Genomic DNA, 18,642 nt, shown 5'->3' on the forward strand with positions numbered 1-18,642 from the left:
ACTGGGACATGAGACTGCAATGGATAGCAGAAGCCAACTGGAAAGTTGCGCAACATAGGGTAATAGCCCCGTATGCGAAATCCAAATCAGCTCTACCAGTATCCTGAGTACGGCGGAACACGAGAAATTCCGTCGGAATCCGGGAGGACCATCTCCCAAGGCTAAATACTCCCTAGTGACCGATAGTGAACCAGTACCGTGAGGGAAAGGTGAAAAGCACCCCGGAAGGGGAGTGAAACAGTACCTGAAACCGTGTGCCTACAAGTAGTCAAAGCCCGTTAATGGGTGATGGCGTACCTTTTGTAGAATGGACCGGCGAGTTACGATTTCATGCAAGGTTAAGTTGAAAAAACGGAGCCGCAGCGAAAGCGAGTCTGAATAGGGCGAATAAGTATGAGGTCGTAGACCCGAAACCAAGTGACCTACCCATGTCCAGGTTGAAGGTGCGGTAATACGCACTGGAGGACCGAACCCACGCACGTTGAAAAGTGCGGGGATGAGGTGTGGGTAGCGGAGAAATTCCAATCGAACTTGGAGATAGCTGGTTCTCTCCGAAATAGCTTTAGGGCTAGCCTCGGATATGCGAATCATGGAGGTAGAGCACTGTTTGGACTAGGGGCCCTTCTCGGGTTACCGAATTCAGATAAACTCCGAATGCCATTGATTTAGATCCGGGAGTCAGACTGCGAGTGATAAGATCCGTAGTCAAAAGGGAAACAGCCCAGACCACCAGCTAAGGTCCCAAAGTATCTGTTAAGTGGAAAAGGATGTGGGGTTGCACAGACAACTAGGATGTTGGCTCAGAAGCAGCCATCATTTAAAGAGTGCGTAATAGCTCACTAGTCGAGTGACCCTGCGCCGAAAATTTACCGGGGCTAAACAGATCACCGAAGCTGTGGATGGAACCTTCGGGTTCCGTGGTAGGAGAGCGTTCTAAGGGCATCGAAGCCAGATCGTGAGGACTGGTGGAGCGCTTAGAAGTGAGAATGCCGGTATGAGTAGCGCAAGACGGGTGAGAATCCCGTCCACCGAATAACTAAGGTTTCCTGGGGAAGGCTCGTCCTCCCAGGGTTAGTCGGGACCTAAGCTGAGGCCGATAGGCGTAGGCGATGGACAACAGGTTGATATTCCTGTACCAGTTGCTTTTGTTTGAGCGATGGAGGGACGCAGGAGGCTAAGGAATGCACACGATCGGAAATGTGTGTCCAAGCAGCAAGTCTGAGAACGAGTGAAATGCTTTTTCTCTCAAGGACAAGCTGTGATGGGGAGCGAAATTTAGTAGCGAAGTTCCTGATGTCACACTGCCAAGAAAAGCTTCTAGTGAGAAAGTAACTGCCCGTACCGCAAACCGACACAGGTAGTTGAGGAGAGAATCCTAAGGTGTGCGAGAGAACTCTCGTTAAGGAACTCGGCAAAATGACCCCGTAACTTCGGGAGAAGGGGTGCTGACCGCAAGGTCAGCCGCAGTGAATAGGCCCAAGCGACTGTTTATCAAAAACACAGGTCTCTGCAAAATCGAAAGATGACGTATAGGGGCTGACGCCTGCCCGGTGCTGGAAGGTTAAGAGGAGAGGTTAGCGCAAGCGAAGCTTTGAATTGAAGCCCCAGTAAACGGCGGCCGTAACTATAACGGTCCTAAGGTAGCGAAATTCCTTGTCGGGTAAGTTCCGACCCGCACGAAAGGCGTAACGATTTGGGCACTGTCTCAACGAGAGACTCGGTGAAATTATAGTACCAGTGAAGATGCTGGTTACCCGCGACAGGACGGAAAGACCCCATGGAGCTTTACTGCAGTTTGATATTGCGTGTTTGTATCACATGTACAGGATAGGTAGGAGCCAATGATACCGGGACGCCAGTCTCGGAGGAGGCAACGGTGGGATACTACCCTTGTGATATGACCACTCTAACCCGCTGCTCTTAGCGAGCAGGGAGACAGTGTCAGACGGGCAGTTTGACTGGGGCGGTCGCCTCCAAAAATGTAACGGAGGCGCCCAAAGGTTCCCTCAGAATGGTTGGAAATCATTCGTAGAGTGTAAAGGCAGAAGGGAGCTTGACTGCGAGACCTACAAGTCGAGCAGGGACGAAAGTCGGGCTTAGTGATCCGGTGGTTCCGCATGGAAGGGCCATCGCTCAACGGATAAAAGCTACCCTGGGGATAACAGGCTTATCTCCCCCAAGAGTTCACATCGACGGGGAGGTTTGGCACCTCGATGTCGGCTCATCGCATCCTGGGGCTGTAGTCGGTCCCAAGGGTTGGGCTGTTCGCCCATTAAAGCGGTACGCGAGCTGGGTTCAGAACGTCGTGAGACAGTTCGGTCCCTATCCGTCGCGGGCGTTGGAAATTTGAGAGGAGCTGTCCTTAGTACGAGAGGACCGGGATGGACACACCGCTGGTGTACCAGTTGTTCTGCCAAGAGCATCGCTGGGTAGCTATGTGTGGACGGGATAAACGCTGAAAGCATCTAAGCGTGAAGCCCCCCTCAAGATGAGATTTCCCATCACTTTAAGTGAGTAAGACCCCTGAGAGATGATCAGGTAGATAGGTTGGGAGTGGAAGTACAGCGATGTATGGAGCGGACCAATACTAATCGGTCGAGGACTTAACCAATTTTTAAAAAGATGAAAACTCAAGCGGTGTTTTCGGGTTCCCTTTAATTTTGTAGATTCAGTTTTGAGAGAACAACGTTCTCTTGAAAAATGTGCGGTGACGATGGCAAGAAGGTCACACCTGTTCCCATCTCGAACACAGAAGTTAAGCTTCTTAGCGCCGATTGTAGTGAAGGGTTTCCCTTTGTGAGAGTAGGACGTTGCCGCGCTTTTTTTTTTGAAATAAAACTTATATATCAGAATCACCATGTGCGGTGATGATGGCAAGAAGGTCACACCTGTTCCCATCTCGAACACAGAAGTTAAGCTTCTTAGCGCCGATTGTAGTGAAGGGTTTCCCTTTGTGAGAGTAGGACATTGCCGCGCATGTTTTTATATAAATATTCAGAAGGCTGTTGACATAAATGTCGATAGCCTTTTTTGATTTTTTTAGTTCGGTGCCTGGCCGATGGAGTCGATTTATTGTATATAATCGAGGAACCGTGCTAAACTATGTTTAAGGATAGTTGTCAGAAGGTGAGGGGAGTAAAGCATGGAAGATTTTGTTAAGACCAAAAATGGCTTCGTTTTGAATGATGAAAACGAATGTATGATAGCTGAAATTACTTACGTACCTTATGGTGAAGATAAAGTCATTGCCAACCATACTTATGTTGATTCCTCATTAAGAGGGCAAGGCATCGCTGAGATGTTACTCGACCGCCTTGTTGAAGAAATGCGGGCTGAAGGCAAGAAAATTGTTCCGCGTTGCTCATATGTTGTGGCGATGTTCGATCGCAAACGCGAAAAGTATGCCGATATCAAGGCAGAAATATAAAACTGTTCTCTCTTATTTTAATATAGATGAGAGTAGCGGGTCGGAATTAGGGGAAGTAGTTCCGGCCTGCTATTTTTTTGCTGTCGAGAACTTCGGCAAAGATGGCGAACCTGTTTTCCGTTGACGTTCAGTGGTGATCGATTTTACCTATTGACAAGATTAAGAAATGATGATAATTTAATTATATTAATGCAAGTCGTATCTGACAATAGAATGGGCAGCGATGAGAAGAGTAACTTTGGGAAGTACGTAAAGAGAGCTCCTGTTTTGGTGAAAGGGAGCGTATCGGAACAGAGTGAAGATGGTCTTGGAGCCTTTAATCGGGTGAATAATCAGCTCGATTACGTACGCAGGCGATATTCTGCAGAGTATAAAAAAGGATATGCGATCACGCAATCACTTTATGTACTTTTTGAGGTAGGGATTGTGAAGTCCTTATAAAAATGGGTGGTAACGCGAAGCTTTCGTCCCATGGTCGCAAGACTGTGGTGAGGAGAGCTTTTTTGTGCATAAGCGAGCTGTTGAAGAGTCTAGAGGAACTGTTTTAATTATAAAGGAGTGGAAAATATGCCGATTAAAGTATCGAAGGATTTGCCCGCCATCAAAGAGTTGGCCAAAGAGAATATCTTCGTCATGGACGAGCTGAGGGCCGTCACGCAGGATATCCGCCCATTAAAAATCATCATCGTGAATCTGATGCCTACAAAACAAGCCACGGAAACCCAGTTCATCCGTTTGCTTTCGAACACGTCCCTGCAAGTGGAAGTGACCTTATTGAGGATGGAAAGCTATGATTCCAAGCATGTTTCGGAAGAATACTTGGACTATTTCTACAAGACCTTTTCGGATATCAAGGATCAATACTTTGATGGCATGATCATTACGGGTGCACCTGTGGAGAATCTTGCCTTTGAAGAGGTGGAATATTGGCCGGAATTGGTGTCCATCATGGAATGGTCCGCCAGCCATGTTTTCTCAACGATGCATATCTGTTGGGGAGCCCAAGCGGGTCTGTATCATCACTACAATATCGGGAAGTACCCTCTGAGGGAAAAACTGTTCGGTGTGTTCAAGCACAGGATCACTGACAGCAGAACGATGCTGCTCCGCGGTTTTGATGATGAGTTTTTCATGCCGCATTCCCGCCATACGGATGTCCACAAAGCGGATATAGAGGCCTGCAGTGAGCTTGAAATCCTGGCGACATCCGAAGAGGCAGGGGTCAGCGTTGTCCGCAGCAGGGACAACCGTTTCGTGTTTGTGACGGGTCATGCCGAATATGATTTTGATACGCTCGATAAGGAATACAAGCGTGACGTCGCTTTGAATCGGCCCATAAATATTCCTATCAATTACTACCCTGATGACGATCCGAGCAAGCGTCCGGTGGTACGTTGGCGCGGTCATGCCAATATCCTCTTCGTGAATTGGCTGAATTACTTCGTTTATCAAGAAACGCCATATGATTTGCAGCGCATCCATGAATTAAGGAATAAACCTGCTCAAGATTAAAATTTTTGATGGAAGCTGTTGTTGTCGTGCTGACCTCTGCAAAGGGATTTCTACAGGTATGTAAAGAGGGCAATTTCAATTTGATGAAATTGCCCTCTTTACAAATCGACAAAATTTATTTATAATTTATTGTGTTGTGGCTCACTTAAAGAGTGAATCCCTCGCAAGGCCGGCTTAGCTCAGTTGGTAGAGCATCGCACTCGTAACGCGGAGGTCACAGGTTCAAATCCTGCAGCCGGCATAATCATTTTTTCAGATACATCAAGTCTCTCGGGATACTTGATGTATCTATTTTTTTTGGACATTTTTAGCAAAAAAAATTCATATTCGTTGAAAAAGAAATTGCCTCCAGAATACGTATCTATTGAGTGAATGGCATTTATGAAGGAGGCAGCAAATTTGGGAAAAAATGATCAGCAGCACTTACTGGTTAACATGGGCAAGAAAAAAATCATGGAACCGACCCGACTGACTTGGGCAGGGGATAGCACGATTACAGGAATGGCTGCAACGCATCCGCAGTTGGGCAATCCTTTTCAGTATGTGGTGTTCCAATTGTTGATGGACGAATGGAAAGGCGACAGGATCACCTTGGTTGTCGATTCCAAAGAAGTAAGAGAGTACTTGCTGAAGGAAGAGAAGTATGCGTTCTACGAGGGATACAAGAAAAAATTGTTGCGCCGGAACCGGAAAGAAGCTGGGAAAGATGTTGTCTCGATTGATCCATCCGAAATTGTCCGCTGGAAGAAACAGTGGGGGGAGTTCATCAACCAGTACGTGCTGATCAATTATGATTCGCATTTGTTCATGACCATCGATCGCCGTTTGTTTAAGCGCACGAAAAACTTGATGCCTTATTTTGTTCTGGCTCAAGCGGAAGAACAAGCCGAACAAGAGGGCAGTTGGGCTGGAAATAGAATCGGTATCGAGCCGATCGATACGGAAACCTTCGACAGTGATGTTTATTTCGAAATGTTCCGGATGATAGGGGATAAATCAGCTTGTCAACTGGGAGTCGAAGATTTTCATCGGCGCCATGGCGGAATGAACTAGTATTCAGAAAAGCGTGCATTGCGCCTCTGATGCGCGGTATCGTTGGCCATTAAAAATTGAACAGTTCCCATCTATGCGCGTATGCAAAGGTGGGAACTGTTCAATTTTTAGGCTTCTTCCTTTCGGAGGAGGTTGACAGAAGCGGTAGCGCCAAAATAAGCAAAAAATTAAAAAGCATGCCCCGTTTGATCATTTTCCTGAGCGGGGCGGCTGAATAGTCAGTCTGTAGTTCTTAGATTTTTCAGGAAACATTGCTTCGGCGGTAGGCCACAGATCGCCTGACGCGCATGACGTTTTCTTCTCCCGGGAAATGGACAGGGTTGATGGGACTCCGGCTGTAGATTTCGAGTACATCCAGGACATCTGTCGACAATTCGCGGATGTCGATCAGGCCGTACATGCGCGGCGGCAGAATGTAGATGGGTTTGTCGGGGTTGGCGTTTTTGACCATCTTTTTGACGTCATAGGTCAGGTGCGGGCAACAGACGACGATATCGAACCGGTCCATTTTTTCTTGGGCAATCATGAACGGTGAGAATTCAATTTCAAATTGGTCTTCCAACTGGTATTGCTGGATGTCTTTTTTTACTTTGGCAGCTAGTGCGCTGGATGAAAATCCGCCGCCGCAACATAACAGGATATGGATCATATGCTTTCCTCCATTTTTTTGATAGGTACATCATAGCAATCAATGGAAGCGCTTGAAATGTTTTTTTACTTTTCCGGAAAGGGGATCCTTTTTTTGCATACCATATTTTTTTCAATGGAAGGGGCCTGTGGTATGGATGAAGGAAACAAAAAATAGGATTTTTCCTGAGAGGGGTGAGGGATGTGCTACAGGCACTCCGATTGACGTTTGAAGAAAAACGGATGTGGATGACTTTGGGCGGCAGCGTCCTCTTTGCGTTCGTGCTGGCGATCGGTGTCATTCTGCTCGACACGCGGTTGATCACGGCGCTTGATTATTTTCCGGCCTTTTTGCTTACGAGCGTCAACTTGGCCAAATCAATACTGAGCCTGTTGGCGGGGTCCCTCTTCTCAGTGGCTACCTTCACGTTTGCTACGATGCTGTCCGTCATTTCCTTCTACTCCTCCAACTTCAGTCCGCGGACGGTGGAAAATTTTCTTCTGCACAAGACCTCCATGCAGACATTGGGCATTTTTCTCGGAGGATTCATCTACTGTCTCTCCTCCTTGTTCTTTATGCGCAGTTCGGAAAACGAACAGCTGGTCATTTCCGCGACGGTCGCCCTCGTCTATGCAATGGCCTGTGTCGTCTACTTCATAAAGTTCGTCTATAATGTCGCAACGTCCGTGCAATTGGAAAAACTGGTGAATAAAATCTACAAAGAGGCGGATACGATAGTCGATGAGACGATCGCGTACTTTCAGGAGAAGCCGGTGTTTGACCATCTGCCTCAATTAGAGACTTTGCATCAGTACACGGTCCATGCTGATAGGAATGGTTATGTGGAATATATCAACTTCGAGCGTTTGGTGGAGCTGAGCACAGAATTTGAGGGGACTATGGTATTGCGCTTCAGGGTGGGGGAATTCCTTTCCGCCAATGAACCGCTGGCCATTTTTTACACGAATCGGAAATTGGAGGACGAGCCGCGGCTGCAAGAAGTGCTGAACCGCAGCTTGACATACGAAACGGAGCCCTCCACGATGTTCGATCCGAATTTTGCCCGTAAAAAATTGGTGGAGATCGCGTTGCGGGCAGTTTCGCCGGGCATCAACGATCCGAATACGGCGATTCACATCCTGCATTACAAGGCTTTATTGGATGCCAAATTTGCCCGTCTGCCTGGAAGATTCGTTTTGATGGGAGAGGAAAAGAAGGACTTCGACGAGGAAACATTGCGTTACAGCGGCTGCGTATTCTATGACTTCAATAATTTTTCCAAAGACTTATATGAAAGCTATTGGCAGCTGATCCACTACATGAAGACGGATATTTCCGGAGTTGTGGCCCTGTTTGATTCGTTGCTGACGGTCGCTTATGCCGCTCATCCGAAGAAATTGAGCTATATAATGCCTGCTGAATAATTCAGAAACCTTGCTATGATAGCTATCGTTCTACAATTTTCCCAGGATAAGTGCAAGGAAAATGGACAAAAATCGTAAAAATCCTTGCACTTACTCCGTTGCCTCCGGGCAATCAAATCGATAAAAATGGATTTTTCATCAAAAAAAATTCTGAAGGTTCAGGTTTAGGGTCATATCATCAAAAAAATAAGCTATTTTCCCACATTTTTTATAGGTTTGTACAAATGAGACTGAGTGGCCTATTATTCAGTAGCCATTATATAAAGGATTACAGCAACTATTTGTTCAATTTGACGAGTCCGAATTTCACGGAAAGATTGGACAGGCAAAATATCGAGGAGCGTCAAGAGCATATTCTGGGGATCACCCGCGACGAAGAAAAATAAAGAAGAGGAATTCGAGCGTGCTCGAGTTCCTCTTCTTTATTTTGTAAGGCATCACTGAATAGTTGTCCCAAGCATTCATTTCCCGTTCTTGCCGGAAAGGTGGTGGTTTTTGATTTGAAGGAGAGATGCATAGGATTGACCCTTCGGCCGGATTGTTTTCGGATCAGCGAAAAAATCGTTCGTCAATGCGACGATAGGTCCGACCAGGCCGATCAAAGCGATCAGGTTCGGGATGGCCATCAGTCCGTTGAACAGGTCAGAAATCTCCCAGACGACATCCAGCGTCGCGACTGCGCCATAGACGATGGAGCCGATGAAAAAGATTCGATAGACAAAGATGGCTTTTTGGCCGGCGATGTATTCGATTGCTTTTTCGGAATAATAATACCAAGCGATGATGGTCGCGAAGGCGAACAGGACGATGCCGATGGAAATGATGTATTCCCCGCCCGGAATGACAGCGCTGAATGCCCGGTTGGACATTTCTGTGCCATCGATTGAGGCGTCCTTCCAGGTTCCGCTGATGATGATCACCAAAGCGGTGATGGTGCACATGATGATCGTATCGAAGAAGACTTCGAAAGCCCCCCAACAGCCTTGGCGCGCCGGATGGTCGGTGTTGGCGGTGGAGTGGGCAATCGGAGCGCTGCCGAGACCCGCTTCATTTGTGAACACTCCCCGGGCGACACCAATTCGGGCTGCATACATCAGTGAAGCCCCCGTAAAGCCGCCGACGGCTGCCGTGCCGGTGAAGGCGTCCGTGAAAATCGTGGCAAGAGCGGAGGGGATTTGGCTGCGCTGCACAATCAGGATGAAGATGGCTGCGCCTGTATAGATCAGCGACATGAAGGGAATCAATTTCTCCGCTACGCTTGCGATCCGCTTGATGCCCCCCACCACGACCAAGGCCACAAAGAAAGCCAAGAGCAGACCGGTTGCCAAGGCAGGTATGGAAACGGCGTCCTTCAAACTGCCGGCTACGGCATTCGCCTGGACGATGTTGCCGCCGCCGATCGAGGAAAAGGCCGTCAACAGGCAGAAAAGATAGGCCAGTTTGGGAAAACCCAGGCCTTTGCTGATGTAGTACATCGGGCCGCCCACATATTCACCCTTTGCGTTTTTCTCGCGGTAGGCAAGCGCTAGAGTGGTTTCCGCATATTTCGTGACCATACCGAGGACAGCGGAGGTCCACATCCAAAAGATGGCACCTGGTCCGCCGACACTGATGGCAACTGCCACGCCGACGATGTTGCCTGTCCCGATCGTTCCGGCCAGCGCCGTGCAGACTGCTTGGATGGGGGTGATCGTGCCGACTTCGATTTCCTTCGGCTTCCGGAACACCGTCTTCAGCGTGTTGGCCATCACTGTCCCGAAGCGAGTGAAGATGACGGCTCTGGTTCTGAAAGTCAGATACAGTCCTGTCCCCAGCATCAGGACCAGCATCGGGATTCCCCAGATGATCGTGTCATTGAGCCATTTTACGATTTCCATTTTGATTGCCTCCTTTGTCGGAGTGCCGGCAGGAACAATAAGCGCTTCAGCGGAAGGATAAATTTCTCCATATTATAATTTACATTACTTTATTTTTGCGCCCGTACAGACTGCTGACGGTGAGCGAGGTGCCGATCAAGCCCAAAATGATGATGTAGCCAGCGATGAAACCGGCCGAGATGTACCCGCTGAGCGTCAATGCAAAAGCGGCCAACAGGTCAGCGCCTTGGTAAGAGAGCGAGCTGAAGGCCAGATAAGAAGCTTGCTTATCTTCAGGGACAAGGTCGACTTTTCGGGCATTGATGTTTGGCGAGGAAGCCAACTCGCCGATGGTCGCCAAGATCATCAATGGAATCAGGATGTAAATGTTGTTCATGACGGCAATCAAACCATAGCTGACGACATAGATCACAAGGCCGTAAAGGATCGTGGCCTTTTCGGATCTCTTTTCAGTGAAGCGCGAGACCAAGAAAGTGAACCCGACGACAAGCAGCGTGTTGAGGACCTGCAGCAGACTGAGCATCCTGACGCCATCGATCGGAACCGTGAAGAGTGTCAGCGTTTCGAACTCCTTCGAAAGCCGAACGGCAGTGTAGGTCTTCAGCGAAAATTCAGCCGTATTGAACAGCGCCATACCCAGGATCAAAAAGAGCCAACGGGTATCTCTCGCTGCGATGCTGTAGTTCGAAAAGAGGTCCTTCAGTCTGTTGTTATGCTGTTTCTGCGCTGTGGCATTCGTGTAGTCCAACTGGCTCCGAAACAAAAGGGCCATCGCCAGTTGCGCTATCCCGGCCACCAGAAACAGTTGGAACAGAAAGTGCTGAAAAAGGAACCCGCCGAGCGAAAAGCCCAGCGCCATCGACAAATTGAAGGTCCAATATTGCCATTGGTAAGCCTGTTTCCGATTTTCGACTGTGGTGCAGTCCATCAGCACGGCATCGTAAGCAGGTGAATAGAGATTGAAGGAAATGCCGCAGACGAGGTAACCGAGAATCAGCCACCCGTCAGCCGAAAGCAGGCCTAAAAATCTGAGGGCGATCAAAAGCAAAGAGCCCCCATACAGGCTCTGGAAAATATACAGGATTTTCTTTCTTTGAAAATTATCCGCTAGATAGCCACCAACGATGCCGGCCAAGAAGCTGACGACCACATTTGTCATGACGAGCAGGCCGGTCAGCTGCGCATTGAAGATGCCGGCCAGATAGATGACCAGGAATGGGATCGTGCAAGAATAAATCAAACTGTTTATGAAAGAACTGGCCAAAGTCGATCGGATGTTCTTTGAGAATGTTGTTGCCATAAATCACCTATCTTATTTAAATTTCTATACACTGAAAGTATCACAGCCGGCGGGATTTTTCCAGCCGGAGCCGCCTTCAGCGCAACACGGACTTACTTTTTGCTGCTAAGAAAATCTTAATTTTCTTTTTATGGACAAAATGTCAGGAAGTGTTTATAATCGGGGAAGAAAATCCGACTTTAGTCAGAGGTAGGCGCACACTGTTTGCGTTATACTGAAGGTACAGAAAAGGAAGCGTTGTCAATGAGTGGGGTTCATGGAATCGATAAGGTAAATTCACAAAAAATTTATGTTTGTCAGGTATAATCGGAAATAAGGCAGCACCAAAAAGTGATAAGAGGTGAAAAAGTGGAATTGGAGAACACCACCCATCAAGGGATTGCATTGAACCGTAAGATCGTCCAGATTTCGACGGTAGTGGGAACAGTCGCGACACTTCTCTTAGGCATTTGGATCTATCGGACAGGCTTTTTCGAAGCTGAAGGCAGTTTGAAAGCGTTGTTGGCCGGAATGGGCATTTATGCTCCAGTCATTTTTTTGCTGATCCAAATCATCCAGGTCGTCTATCCCATCATTCCGGGCGGAGTGACGGTCGTGGTGGCTCCACTGGTGTTCGGTCCGCTGTGGGGATTCACATACAGTTTCATCGGCGTATTGATCGGTTCGATCATCAATTTCATCTTGGCCCGAAAATACGGCAAGACATTCGTAAGAGCGTTCGTTTCGGAAGAAACCTACAGAAAATATTATGGTTGGCTGATAAAAGGGAATCGTTTCGAATGGCTGATGGCATCAGCCTTTGCCCTTCCCGGCTTTCCGGATGATTTTCTCTGCATGGTTGCCGGACTGACGAAAATGTCCATGAAGCGTTTCCTGGTCATTTTTCTCCTGTTCAAGCCGATCACCCTTTACTTCTATGGCATCGGCGGGGCTTCGATTGTGACTTGGGTGTTCCTGAACATGCCGACCCTCATCAAAGGTTGGCTTGCCATCCAACCGGTATTGCAGTGAAATACAAAATAAAAACGATGAGCCACGGAGGCTCATCGTTTTTTGCTTATTTTCTTCTGACCTTCATCAATGCTTTGGCGATGAATGGCGCGATCAAACCAGCTGCGACAGCTTCGCCGATTCCGTTGGTTGCGACGATGCCGGCCAGCACCTTCAACAGGTTGGAGGGATCCACATTCAGGGCTGTTGCGTATTCATTGCCATAGAAAAGGGCGATGAATCCCAACACAAGCACTGTGTTGGTCAAGGATCCCAAAACTGCAGCGATGACCATCCCGCGTTTTTCCTGTTTGCGTTTCAGGAAAGCATGGAAAATTAGTCCTGCCACAAGCCCTACCATCACGCGCGGCACGACTGCGATGACCGGATTGGTCCAGAGCAGCAGATCCAATGGGGAAGCCGGCAGTGTGTAGGCTTTGACCATGCGCGCCAAGCCCCAGACGAGTCCAACAAGCATGCCGTCCTTCGTGCTCAGGACGAAAGCGGCCACGATGACCGTGATGTGGATGATTGTCGGATTCAATGGCGGAATCGGAATATTTCCAAGGAAGGGAACGAATGTCTGGATGATGATGAACGCAGACAGAATGCCCAGAATGGCGATGCGGTACGTTTTATTTTTTTGTGTTTGCATTTCAGCTCAACCTCTTTTTATATATGCATTTCGGCAAGTGCCGATATATAGGTATTCTACCAAATAGTTCCGGAAAAAAATAGCGGCAGCGGAAGTCCTTTTATTTTCGGGATACGGTATTATTTTATTTTAGGGAGAAAAAGGGTAAAATAGCAGTATAGAGCCAGAAAGGAAGCCGCCATGAAGAAAATTTTTATAGGTTTGATACGTGGTTATCAGAAATTTATATCGCCACTGTTCCCGCCGAGCTGCCGGTATTATCCGACCTGCTCGAACTATTCAGTCCAAGCCATCCAAAAACACGGCGCAATCAAGGGCAGCCTAATGGGCATCGCACGCATTCTCAGATGTCATCCTTTCGTCAAAGGCGGGTACGATCCGGTTCCGGAACAATTCAGTATCCGCCGCAACAAAGAAGACGAACACAGCCACTCGGAGCATGAACATTTCCACGAGCACTAAGATTTTTCGGATTTTCCCATTTCAACAATCAAAGGAGAGATTAAAATGGATGAATTAAAGAAGATTTTCTTAGCAGGTGTCGGCATCACTTCCACTTCGATCGAAAAGGCTGAAAAGCTGATCAATGAGATGGTCGAAAAAGGGCGCGTTACGGTCCAAGAAGGAAAAGAACTGCAGACGGAGTTGACCCGGAAAGCCTCGGGTATCGTGCCGGCGACGAAAGCGGAACTCGATAATCTGCCGTTCGCCAAAAAAGAGGATGTGAAGGCGTTGGAAGCCAAGATGGACGCAATCAACGCCAAACTGGATCAATTGTTGAGCAAATAAGCAATCGCAAAAGTTGAAGGAGGGATCAGGATGGCAAGAGACGAACGGTTGCATGAAATAGTCAGGATCCTGTCCTCCTACGGGCTTCAATTCCTCTACCATAACCAGGTGAAGCCGAGCCGAAAAGATCAAGATCCAGAGAACCTTCGTCTTGCTTTCGAAAAACTGGGGCCAAGCTTCATCAAAATCGGCCAGATCCTTTCCACGCGGATCGATATTCTCCCGCAAGCTTTCGTCGAAGAACTGGCGCATCTTCAGGACAAGGCGCCGGAATTTCCTTTTGCGGAAGTCGAACGCATCTTTATGGAAGAAACCAAACTTTCCTTAGGCGAAGCTTTCCTTTCCATCGATGAAAAACCGCTCGCTAGTGCGTCGATTGCCCAGGTCCATCGGGCGGTTCTCCGGACAGGGGAGGAAGTAGTCGTGAAAGTGCAGCGCCCGATCATCGATGATCTGTTGATCCGGGATTTGGACATCCTGATCCGGCTCAGCGGAAAGATTCCGAAGGAACTGGTTGAGGTGGTCGACCCCAAAGAGGCATTGGAGCAAGTGAAGGCGAACACCTTGATCGAACTGGATTTCCGCAATGAAGCGCAGCTCTTGCAGCGCTTCCGGGACCTCAATGCCAACATCGCCTGTGTCGGCGTCCCGAAAATCTATTCGGGACTGACGACGCGCAGGGTATTGGTGGAAGAGTACATCGAAGGCACCAAAATCACCAACCGCGAACAGTTGGATTTGCTTGGCTATGATTCGGATGACATCAGCCGCAAATTGATGCTGGCGTATCTGAAACAAGTCTTCCACGACGGCTTTTTCCACGGGGATCCCCATCCGGGCAACCTGATCATCAAAGAAGGCAAAATTTATTTTATCGATTTCGGCATCATGGGGGATCTGTCGGAGACCACGAAAAAATCCCTTAATGATATTCTCCAGGGCTTGGCCTCGAAAGATCTGGATCGGATGGTGAAAGTCTGTCTGGAATTGGGGACGCCGAAAGGGCGGGTTGATAAACGCAATCTGTACGCCGATGTCGAGATGTTGTTCGATATGTACCTTTCGAACAATATGCTGAACGTGAACCTGGGGACGTTCATCACCGATTTCATCAGAATGTTCAAACGGCATAACATCGCCATTCCGAGCGATCTCACGATCCTCGCGAAGTCTTTGTCGATACTCGAAGGCGTTTTTCTGGAAATTTCCCCTGAATTGAACCTGATTTCGATCGCGAAGGACTATCTGAAGGAAAGTTTTACGCTTACGACGCTGATGCAGAAATTTTCTGCGGAAAAGTTGGCTTTGCGGGGCTATGCTTTCATCAAGGACAGCAGCGAAATCCCAAGCAGTCTGCTGGCCCTGCTGAAGCAAACGGCAAGCGGCAGGACCATGCTGCGGATCGACGTCGATCAGCTGGATGACAAGTGGAAGGACGTCAAAAAGATGTCCAACCGCGTCGTCATCTCTTTGATTGTTGCCGGATTACTGCTGTCATCAGCCATCATGTCCGGTACGCCGGGAGGGCAATTCTTGGGGCAAGCGGGCTTTGTGATCGCCGGCCTGTTCAGCATCTGGTTGCTGATTTCCATTTTCCGTTCGGGGAACCTATGAGTGCAAAAGTTTGTTTTTTTCAGAGTTGCCGCCTCATTAAAAACTGTTAAAAATTGAATTGTACCTCTTGAAAATCGATTGCCTCTGTTATATTATATATTGGTCAGCTTTTTAAGGAAAGCTTACGGAGGGATAGCGAAGTGGCTAAACGCGGCGGACTGTAAATCCGCTCTTTCGGGTTCGGCAGTTCGAATCTGCCTCCCTCCACCATTGGGCTATCGCCAAGCGGTAAGGCAACAGACTTTGACTCTGTCATTCGTTGGTTCGAATCCAGCTAGCCCAGTCAAACGAGCTTATGAAGCTCATTGGAAACGAATAGTTTATCTAAAAAGACGTTCCTGAAATCATTTTTATAGTGATTCAGGGGTGTCTTTTTGCATTCTGCGGCATTGATTCCTACTTTTGAGATAAAAGTTCATAATTTGGAAAAATGTTTCATCAGAAAAACGTGATATGATGGATGAGGCGTATGTTTCAAAAAAATAGACAATTATCGAAGAGAAAGCAGGGGAAATACAATGGCTAAATGCACAGATTGCAACGTTGATTTGATTGAAGGGCTGGGTTTGTATTCGCAAGGGGTTTATCTTGTTGAATTGGCGAAGGAGAAAACATTGAACGGACACACAAAAGCGGCTTTGGAAGCAGCGGCATGCCCGCAATGCGGCAAAGTATCGTTCTACTTGCCTGAAGAAGAATTAGCGAAACTGGTTGATTGATTCTGAAGAATAAAAAAATGAGCCCGGGAATAATTCCTGGGCTCATTTTATTTTTCTTATTTAATGTTCGTTTGGGTCGTTTTTTGCATCTTCATGGGTCGGGTGGACAGTTCCGGGAACATGGTCAGGGCCTGCGTAGATTGTATACAGTTTAAGTGGTTTGTCCCCTGTGTTGGTGATGTTGTGCCATTTGTCGGCAGGGACAAAGACAGCATCATCATCGGATACGTTCTGTTTGAAGTACAGGTCGTCCTCTGAGTCGCCCATCACGCACACGCCGTCGCCTTCTTCGATGCGGATGAATTGGTCGATGCCATGGTGGACTTCCAATCCGATGTCATCGTTCGGTTGGATCGTCATCACAGTCACCTGTAATTTTTCACCGGTCCAGATCGTTGTGCGATAGTTTTCGTTCTGCAGGGTTGCGTCCTCGATGTTCACTACGTAAGGTTTTTCGCCGTGATCCTTAAAATCGATACTCATTTGAATTCCTCCTAATTTAAATTAATTATCTTATTGTAATAACTATAAACTAAGTGTAGCAAAGTGAGCCGGATTTGCAAACGATATGCTTCCTGTGTGATCGATTGCCCATCTGCTTCCATTGTAACGCTCCTGAAGCGCTTTCTCAAGGAATCAATGCCATTCGGCCGGATTATTTGTGATATAATTGACGATATAACTTTGAACGTGGAGGTGCGCATGTGTCAATCGATTGGGGAGAAATGATCACCTGGAGCAATGCCTTTGATATAGTTGATATCCTGTTGGTATGGTACCTGGTCTACAAGCTGATCATGATTTTAAAAGGTACGCGTTCTATTCAATTGCTGAAAGGGATCGGGATCATCGTGCTGATCAAACTGGCTGCGGTCACGCTTCAGTTGCAGACCATAGATTGGATCATGAACCGTGTCATCCAATGGGGTGTCGTGGCGGTCATTATCGTATTTCAGCCGGAAATCAGAAGGGGTTTGGAGCATCTGGGGAAAACAGGCTTCAGAAAGAAGGCCAAACGCTCGGTCAATATGAGCGAACGTCTGGTGACGGAGTTGGATAAGGCTGTCCAATATATGGCAAAGCGGAAAATCGGGGCGTTGATATCCATCGAGCAGCAAGGATTGCTGGATGAGTATGCTGCTACGGGGATAAGAATCGGCGGAGAGGTGACAAACCAGCTGCTGATCAATATTTTCATCCCGAACACGCCCTTACATGATGGAGCGGTCATCATCCAGGATTACAAAATCGCGACAGCGGCCAGTTATCTGCCGTTATCAGAAAGTTCCTTCATCCCGAAAGAGCTGGGAACAAGGCATCGTGCCGCAATCGGGCTCTGTGAAGTCAGTGATGCCATCACCATCATCGTTTCGGAGGAGACCGGGGGCGTCAGCATTGCCCACAAGACGAGCTTGTTGCGTGAAATGAACCGTGATGATTTTGTCGCCTACCTGACGGATCAGCTGGTCGTGGAGGAAGAGGAAGAAAAGACTACCAATTTCATTCAAGATTTCTTTGACAATACGAAGTGGGGTGGTTCTGAATGAGAAAGCAGCAAGACGATAAGTTTTTGGAAAACAAGTGGGTCGTCAGAGGCCTCTCTTTCGTGATTTCCTTATTGTTGTTCGCCTATGTTTACTCAGAAAACTATGGCTGGTCCACGAGCACCAGCAACAGTTCCATCAGCACAAGCAAGCGGGAAACCATTTCCAATGTCCCAATTCAAGTGAATATCGATACGGATGAGTATTTCATTTCAGGATTGCCGGAAACGGTCGTGTTGACCCTGACCGGACCGGAGAGTGTACTCGTGCAGACGATTTCCGCTGCGGATTACCGCATCGTCACAGAAGACCTGGACGAATTGGGGCCGGGGACCCACACGATCCAATTGACGGCCGAGAATCTATCGAATGAAATCGATTATGCAATTACGCCATCGCGAGTGAATGTCGTCATTGAAGAGCGGGTTGCAATCGAGAGCCCGGTGGAAGTCCGCTTCGATGAATCTTTGGTCGATCCGCAATATCTGGCAGGTATTCCGGAACTGAGTGAGGATACCGTGACGTTGACCGGACCGGCCTCGACCATAAGCCGTGTGGATAGTGTTTACGTGACGGTTGCGGCTGAAAATGGCTTGACAAATACTGTGAATATGAATACTGTAATACAAGTAGTGGATGCAGGTGGGAATAAGTTGAATGTTTCCGTCGATCCGCAGGAAATTTCCGTCAGGATTCCAATTTCTCTTTACGGGAAAGAAGTGCCTTTGGTCATTCAACAAATCGGTGTTCCGCTTGAAGGCAAAATCTATACGATTGAAGTGGATGGGGAATCCAGTGTGACCTTGACAGGCGATAAGTCTGTGCTTGCCGAGATTGATGAAGTGATTCTGCCGGTCAGTGTCACGGGAGTAGAGAGCAACACCACCCAAACAATCACAATTCCGGTCCCTAATGATACTTTGACGGCTACGCCTACCAGTATCAAGGTGAATATCCGCGTGTCGGATGCTGCCGAAGCCGCAGCCGATTCGGATACGACCGCTGATGAAGGGGAATCATCCTCTTCCGCCGATGAAAGCAACGCCATCGCATCTTCGGCTTCGGACAGTCTGGACAGCGAAGCGGATCAATCGGAGAGCAGCTCATAAA

Annotated in this window: 17 protein-coding genes, 3 tRNA genes and 3 rRNA genes (1 of these 23 cut by a window edge); 18 read left to right on the forward strand and 5 right to left on the reverse strand. The window is 48.0% G+C overall.

The genetic code is table 11. The features are described from left to right. The 7 genes from ACKPBX_RS08170 to ACKPBX_RS08200 form a co-directional block, all read left to right on the forward strand. Nucleotides 1-2,611: ribosomal RNA gene (locus ACKPBX_RS08170) — 23S ribosomal RNA — on the forward strand (it extends 303 nt beyond the left edge of the window). A gap of 92 nt (nucleotides 2,612-2,703) precedes the next feature. After that, nucleotides 2,704-2,819 (forward strand): 5S ribosomal RNA (rrf, locus tag ACKPBX_RS08175). Between the two features lie 41 nt (nucleotides 2,820-2,860). Next, nucleotides 2,861-2,976, forward strand: a 5S ribosomal RNA gene (gene rrf, locus ACKPBX_RS08180). 166 nt (nucleotides 2,977-3,142) lie between these two features. Then, nucleotides 3,143-3,427 carry a GNAT family N-acetyltransferase gene (locus tag ACKPBX_RS08185; protein ID WP_086630073.1) on the forward strand — a complete coding sequence of 95 codons (285 nt, stop codon included), beginning with the start codon at nucleotides 3,143-3,145 and terminating at the stop codon, nucleotides 3,425-3,427. Nucleotides 3,428-3,994: 567 nt separating this feature from the next. After that, nucleotides 3,995-4,939 (forward strand): homoserine O-acetyltransferase MetA, encoded by a 945-nt coding sequence (metA, locus tag ACKPBX_RS08190; protein WP_086630071.1) that lies wholly within the window; start codon nucleotides 3,995-3,997, stop codon nucleotides 4,937-4,939. Nucleotides 4,940-5,107: 168 nt separating this feature from the next. After that, nucleotides 5,108-5,180: transfer RNA gene (locus ACKPBX_RS08195), tRNA-Thr, on the forward strand. 158 nt (nucleotides 5,181-5,338) lie between these two features. Next, nucleotides 5,339-5,992, forward strand: coding sequence for a hypothetical protein (locus tag ACKPBX_RS08200; protein ID WP_319995082.1), 654 nt, complete (start codon nucleotides 5,339-5,341; stop codon nucleotides 5,990-5,992). Nucleotides 5,993-6,233: 241 nt separating this feature from the next. Here the strand turns inward: ACKPBX_RS08200 and ACKPBX_RS08205 are convergent, their stop codons facing one another. Next, a complete protein-coding gene (locus ACKPBX_RS08205; RefSeq protein WP_086630069.1) occupies nucleotides 6,234-6,641 on the reverse strand; it encodes a PTS sugar transporter subunit IIB in 408 nt (135 codons plus the stop codon). Between the two features lie 182 nt (nucleotides 6,642-6,823). Between ACKPBX_RS08205 and ACKPBX_RS08210 the strand changes: the two genes are divergently transcribed. After that, complete coding sequence (locus ACKPBX_RS08210) at nucleotides 6,824-8,044, forward strand: DUF2254 domain-containing protein (protein WP_319995083.1); 1,221 nt, start codon at nucleotides 6,824-6,826, stop codon at nucleotides 8,042-8,044. A 224-nt stretch (nucleotides 8,045-8,268) separates the two neighbouring features. Beyond that, the gene (locus ACKPBX_RS08215; RefSeq protein WP_319995084.1) at nucleotides 8,269-8,430 is read left to right on the forward strand and encodes a hypothetical protein; all 162 of its coding nucleotides are present in this window, start codon (nucleotides 8,269-8,271) and stop codon (nucleotides 8,428-8,430) included. Nucleotides 8,431-8,505: 75 nt separating this feature from the next. Here the strand turns inward: ACKPBX_RS08215 and ACKPBX_RS08220 are convergent, their stop codons facing one another. Together ACKPBX_RS08220 and ACKPBX_RS08225 are read right to left on the reverse strand one after the other, a co-directional pair. Continuing rightward, nucleotides 8,506-9,921 (reverse strand): alanine/glycine:cation symporter family protein, encoded by a 1,416-nt coding sequence (locus ACKPBX_RS08220; protein WP_319995085.1) that lies wholly within the window; start codon nucleotides 9,919-9,921, stop codon nucleotides 8,506-8,508. Nucleotides 9,922-10,000: 79 nt separating this feature from the next. Further along, nucleotides 10,001-11,221 (reverse strand): MFS transporter, encoded by a 1,221-nt coding sequence (locus ACKPBX_RS08225; RefSeq protein WP_086630066.1) that lies wholly within the window; start codon nucleotides 11,219-11,221, stop codon nucleotides 10,001-10,003. Nucleotides 11,222-11,569: 348 nt separating this feature from the next. On the opposite strand from ACKPBX_RS08225, the gene ACKPBX_RS08230 reads away from it, so the two are divergent. Beyond that, on the forward strand, nucleotides 11,570-12,232 hold the full coding sequence (locus ACKPBX_RS08230) for a TVP38/TMEM64 family protein (protein WP_319995086.1): 663 nt from the start codon (nucleotides 11,570-11,572) through the stop codon (nucleotides 12,230-12,232). A 46-nt stretch (nucleotides 12,233-12,278) separates the two neighbouring features. Here ACKPBX_RS08230 and ACKPBX_RS08235 read toward each other — a convergent pair whose 3' ends face one another. Further along, nucleotides 12,279-12,866, reverse strand: coding sequence for an ECF transporter S component (locus ACKPBX_RS08235; RefSeq protein ID WP_086630065.1), 588 nt, complete (start codon nucleotides 12,864-12,866; stop codon nucleotides 12,279-12,281). Nucleotides 12,867-13,046: 180 nt separating this feature from the next. On the opposite strand from ACKPBX_RS08235, the gene yidD reads away from it, so the two are divergent. From yidD to ACKPBX_RS08265, 6 genes are all read left to right on the forward strand, one after another. Continuing rightward, nucleotides 13,047-13,328 carry a membrane protein insertion efficiency factor YidD gene (yidD, locus tag ACKPBX_RS08240; RefSeq protein ID WP_086630064.1) on the forward strand — a complete coding sequence of 94 codons (282 nt, stop codon included), beginning with the start codon at nucleotides 13,047-13,049 and terminating at the stop codon, nucleotides 13,326-13,328. Between the two features lie 45 nt (nucleotides 13,329-13,373). Continuing rightward, nucleotides 13,374-13,655 carry a phasin family protein gene (locus tag ACKPBX_RS08245; protein ID WP_086630063.1) on the forward strand — a complete coding sequence of 94 codons (282 nt, stop codon included), beginning with the start codon at nucleotides 13,374-13,376 and terminating at the stop codon, nucleotides 13,653-13,655. 30 nt (nucleotides 13,656-13,685) lie between these two features. Then, complete coding sequence (locus tag ACKPBX_RS08250) at nucleotides 13,686-15,269, forward strand: ABC1 kinase family protein (RefSeq protein ID WP_119092828.1); 1,584 nt, start codon at nucleotides 13,686-13,688, stop codon at nucleotides 15,267-15,269. 126 nt (nucleotides 15,270-15,395) lie between these two features. Continuing rightward, nucleotides 15,396-15,479 (forward strand) — tRNA-Tyr (locus tag ACKPBX_RS08255). A 1-nt stretch (nucleotide 15,480) separates the two neighbouring features. After that, nucleotides 15,481-15,552 (forward strand) — tRNA-Gln (locus ACKPBX_RS08260). Nucleotides 15,553-15,787: 235 nt separating this feature from the next. Continuing rightward, nucleotides 15,788-15,988: a hypothetical protein gene (locus tag ACKPBX_RS08265; protein ID WP_140186135.1), complete on the forward strand. Its 201-nt coding sequence runs from the start codon at nucleotides 15,788-15,790 to the stop codon at nucleotides 15,986-15,988. Nucleotides 15,989-16,048: 60 nt separating this feature from the next. Here the strand turns inward: ACKPBX_RS08265 and ACKPBX_RS08270 are convergent, their stop codons facing one another. Continuing rightward, the gene (locus tag ACKPBX_RS08270; RefSeq protein WP_319995087.1) at nucleotides 16,049-16,471 is read right to left on the reverse strand and encodes a cupin domain-containing protein; all 423 of its coding nucleotides are present in this window, start codon (nucleotides 16,469-16,471) and stop codon (nucleotides 16,049-16,051) included. Between the two features lie 221 nt (nucleotides 16,472-16,692). Here ACKPBX_RS08270 and cdaA point away from each other — a divergent pair, with 221 nt between their 5' ends. Then, complete coding sequence (gene cdaA, locus ACKPBX_RS08275; RefSeq protein ID WP_086630060.1) at nucleotides 16,693-17,535, forward strand: diadenylate cyclase CdaA; 843 nt, start codon at nucleotides 16,693-16,695, stop codon at nucleotides 17,533-17,535. Next, nucleotides 17,532-18,641, forward strand: a complete 1,110-nt coding sequence (locus ACKPBX_RS08280; RefSeq protein WP_140186137.1) for a CdaR family protein — start codon at nucleotides 17,532-17,534, stop codon at nucleotides 18,639-18,641. Before cdaA ends, ACKPBX_RS08280 begins: the two co-directional genes overlap by 4 nt. Nucleotide 18,642: the final 1 nt, after the last annotated feature.

Origin of the sequence: Trichococcus shcherbakoviae, from assembly GCF_963666195.1 — a bacterium.
Lineage (GTDB): Bacteria > Bacillota > Bacilli > Lactobacillales > Aerococcaceae > Trichococcus > Trichococcus shcherbakoviae.

Bases quoted from the DNA above. Each gene is read 5' to 3' on its own strand.
- ACKPBX_RS08185 (WP_086630073.1), top strand. From the start codon at position 3,143: ATGGAAGATTTTGTTAAGACCAAAAATGGCTTCGTTTTGAATGATGAA.
- metA (WP_086630071.1), top strand. From the start codon at position 3,995: ATGCCGATTAAAGTATCGAAGGATTTGCCCGCCATCAAAGAGTTGGCC.
- ACKPBX_RS08205 (WP_086630069.1), bottom strand. From the start codon at position 6,641: ATGATCCATATCCTGTTATGTTGCGGCGGCGGATTTTCATCCAGCGCA.
- ACKPBX_RS08215 (WP_319995084.1), top strand. From the start codon at position 8,269: ATGAGACTGAGTGGCCTATTATTCAGTAGCCATTATATAAAGGATTAC.
- ACKPBX_RS08220 (WP_319995085.1), bottom strand. From the start codon at position 9,921: ATGGAAATCGTAAAATGGCTCAATGACACGATCATCTGGGGAATCCCG.
- ACKPBX_RS08225 (WP_086630066.1), bottom strand. From the start codon at position 11,221: ATGGCAACAACATTCTCAAAGAACATCCGATCGACTTTGGCCAGTTCT.
- ACKPBX_RS08235 (WP_086630065.1), bottom strand. From the start codon at position 12,866: ATGCAAACACAAAAAAATAAAACGTACCGCATCGCCATTCTGGGCATT.
- yidD (WP_086630064.1), top strand. From the start codon at position 13,047: ATGAAGAAAATTTTTATAGGTTTGATACGTGGTTATCAGAAATTTATA.
- ACKPBX_RS08245 (WP_086630063.1), top strand. From the start codon at position 13,374: ATGGATGAATTAAAGAAGATTTTCTTAGCAGGTGTCGGCATCACTTCC.
- ACKPBX_RS08250 (WP_119092828.1), top strand. From the start codon at position 13,686: ATGGCAAGAGACGAACGGTTGCATGAAATAGTCAGGATCCTGTCCTCC.
- ACKPBX_RS08265 (WP_140186135.1), top strand. From the start codon at position 15,788: ATGGCTAAATGCACAGATTGCAACGTTGATTTGATTGAAGGGCTGGGT.
- ACKPBX_RS08270 (WP_319995087.1), bottom strand. From the start codon at position 16,471: ATGAGTATCGATTTTAAGGATCACGGCGAAAAACCTTACGTAGTGAAC.
- ACKPBX_RS08280 (WP_140186137.1), top strand. From the start codon at position 17,532: ATGAGAAAGCAGCAAGACGATAAGTTTTTGGAAAACAAGTGGGTCGTC.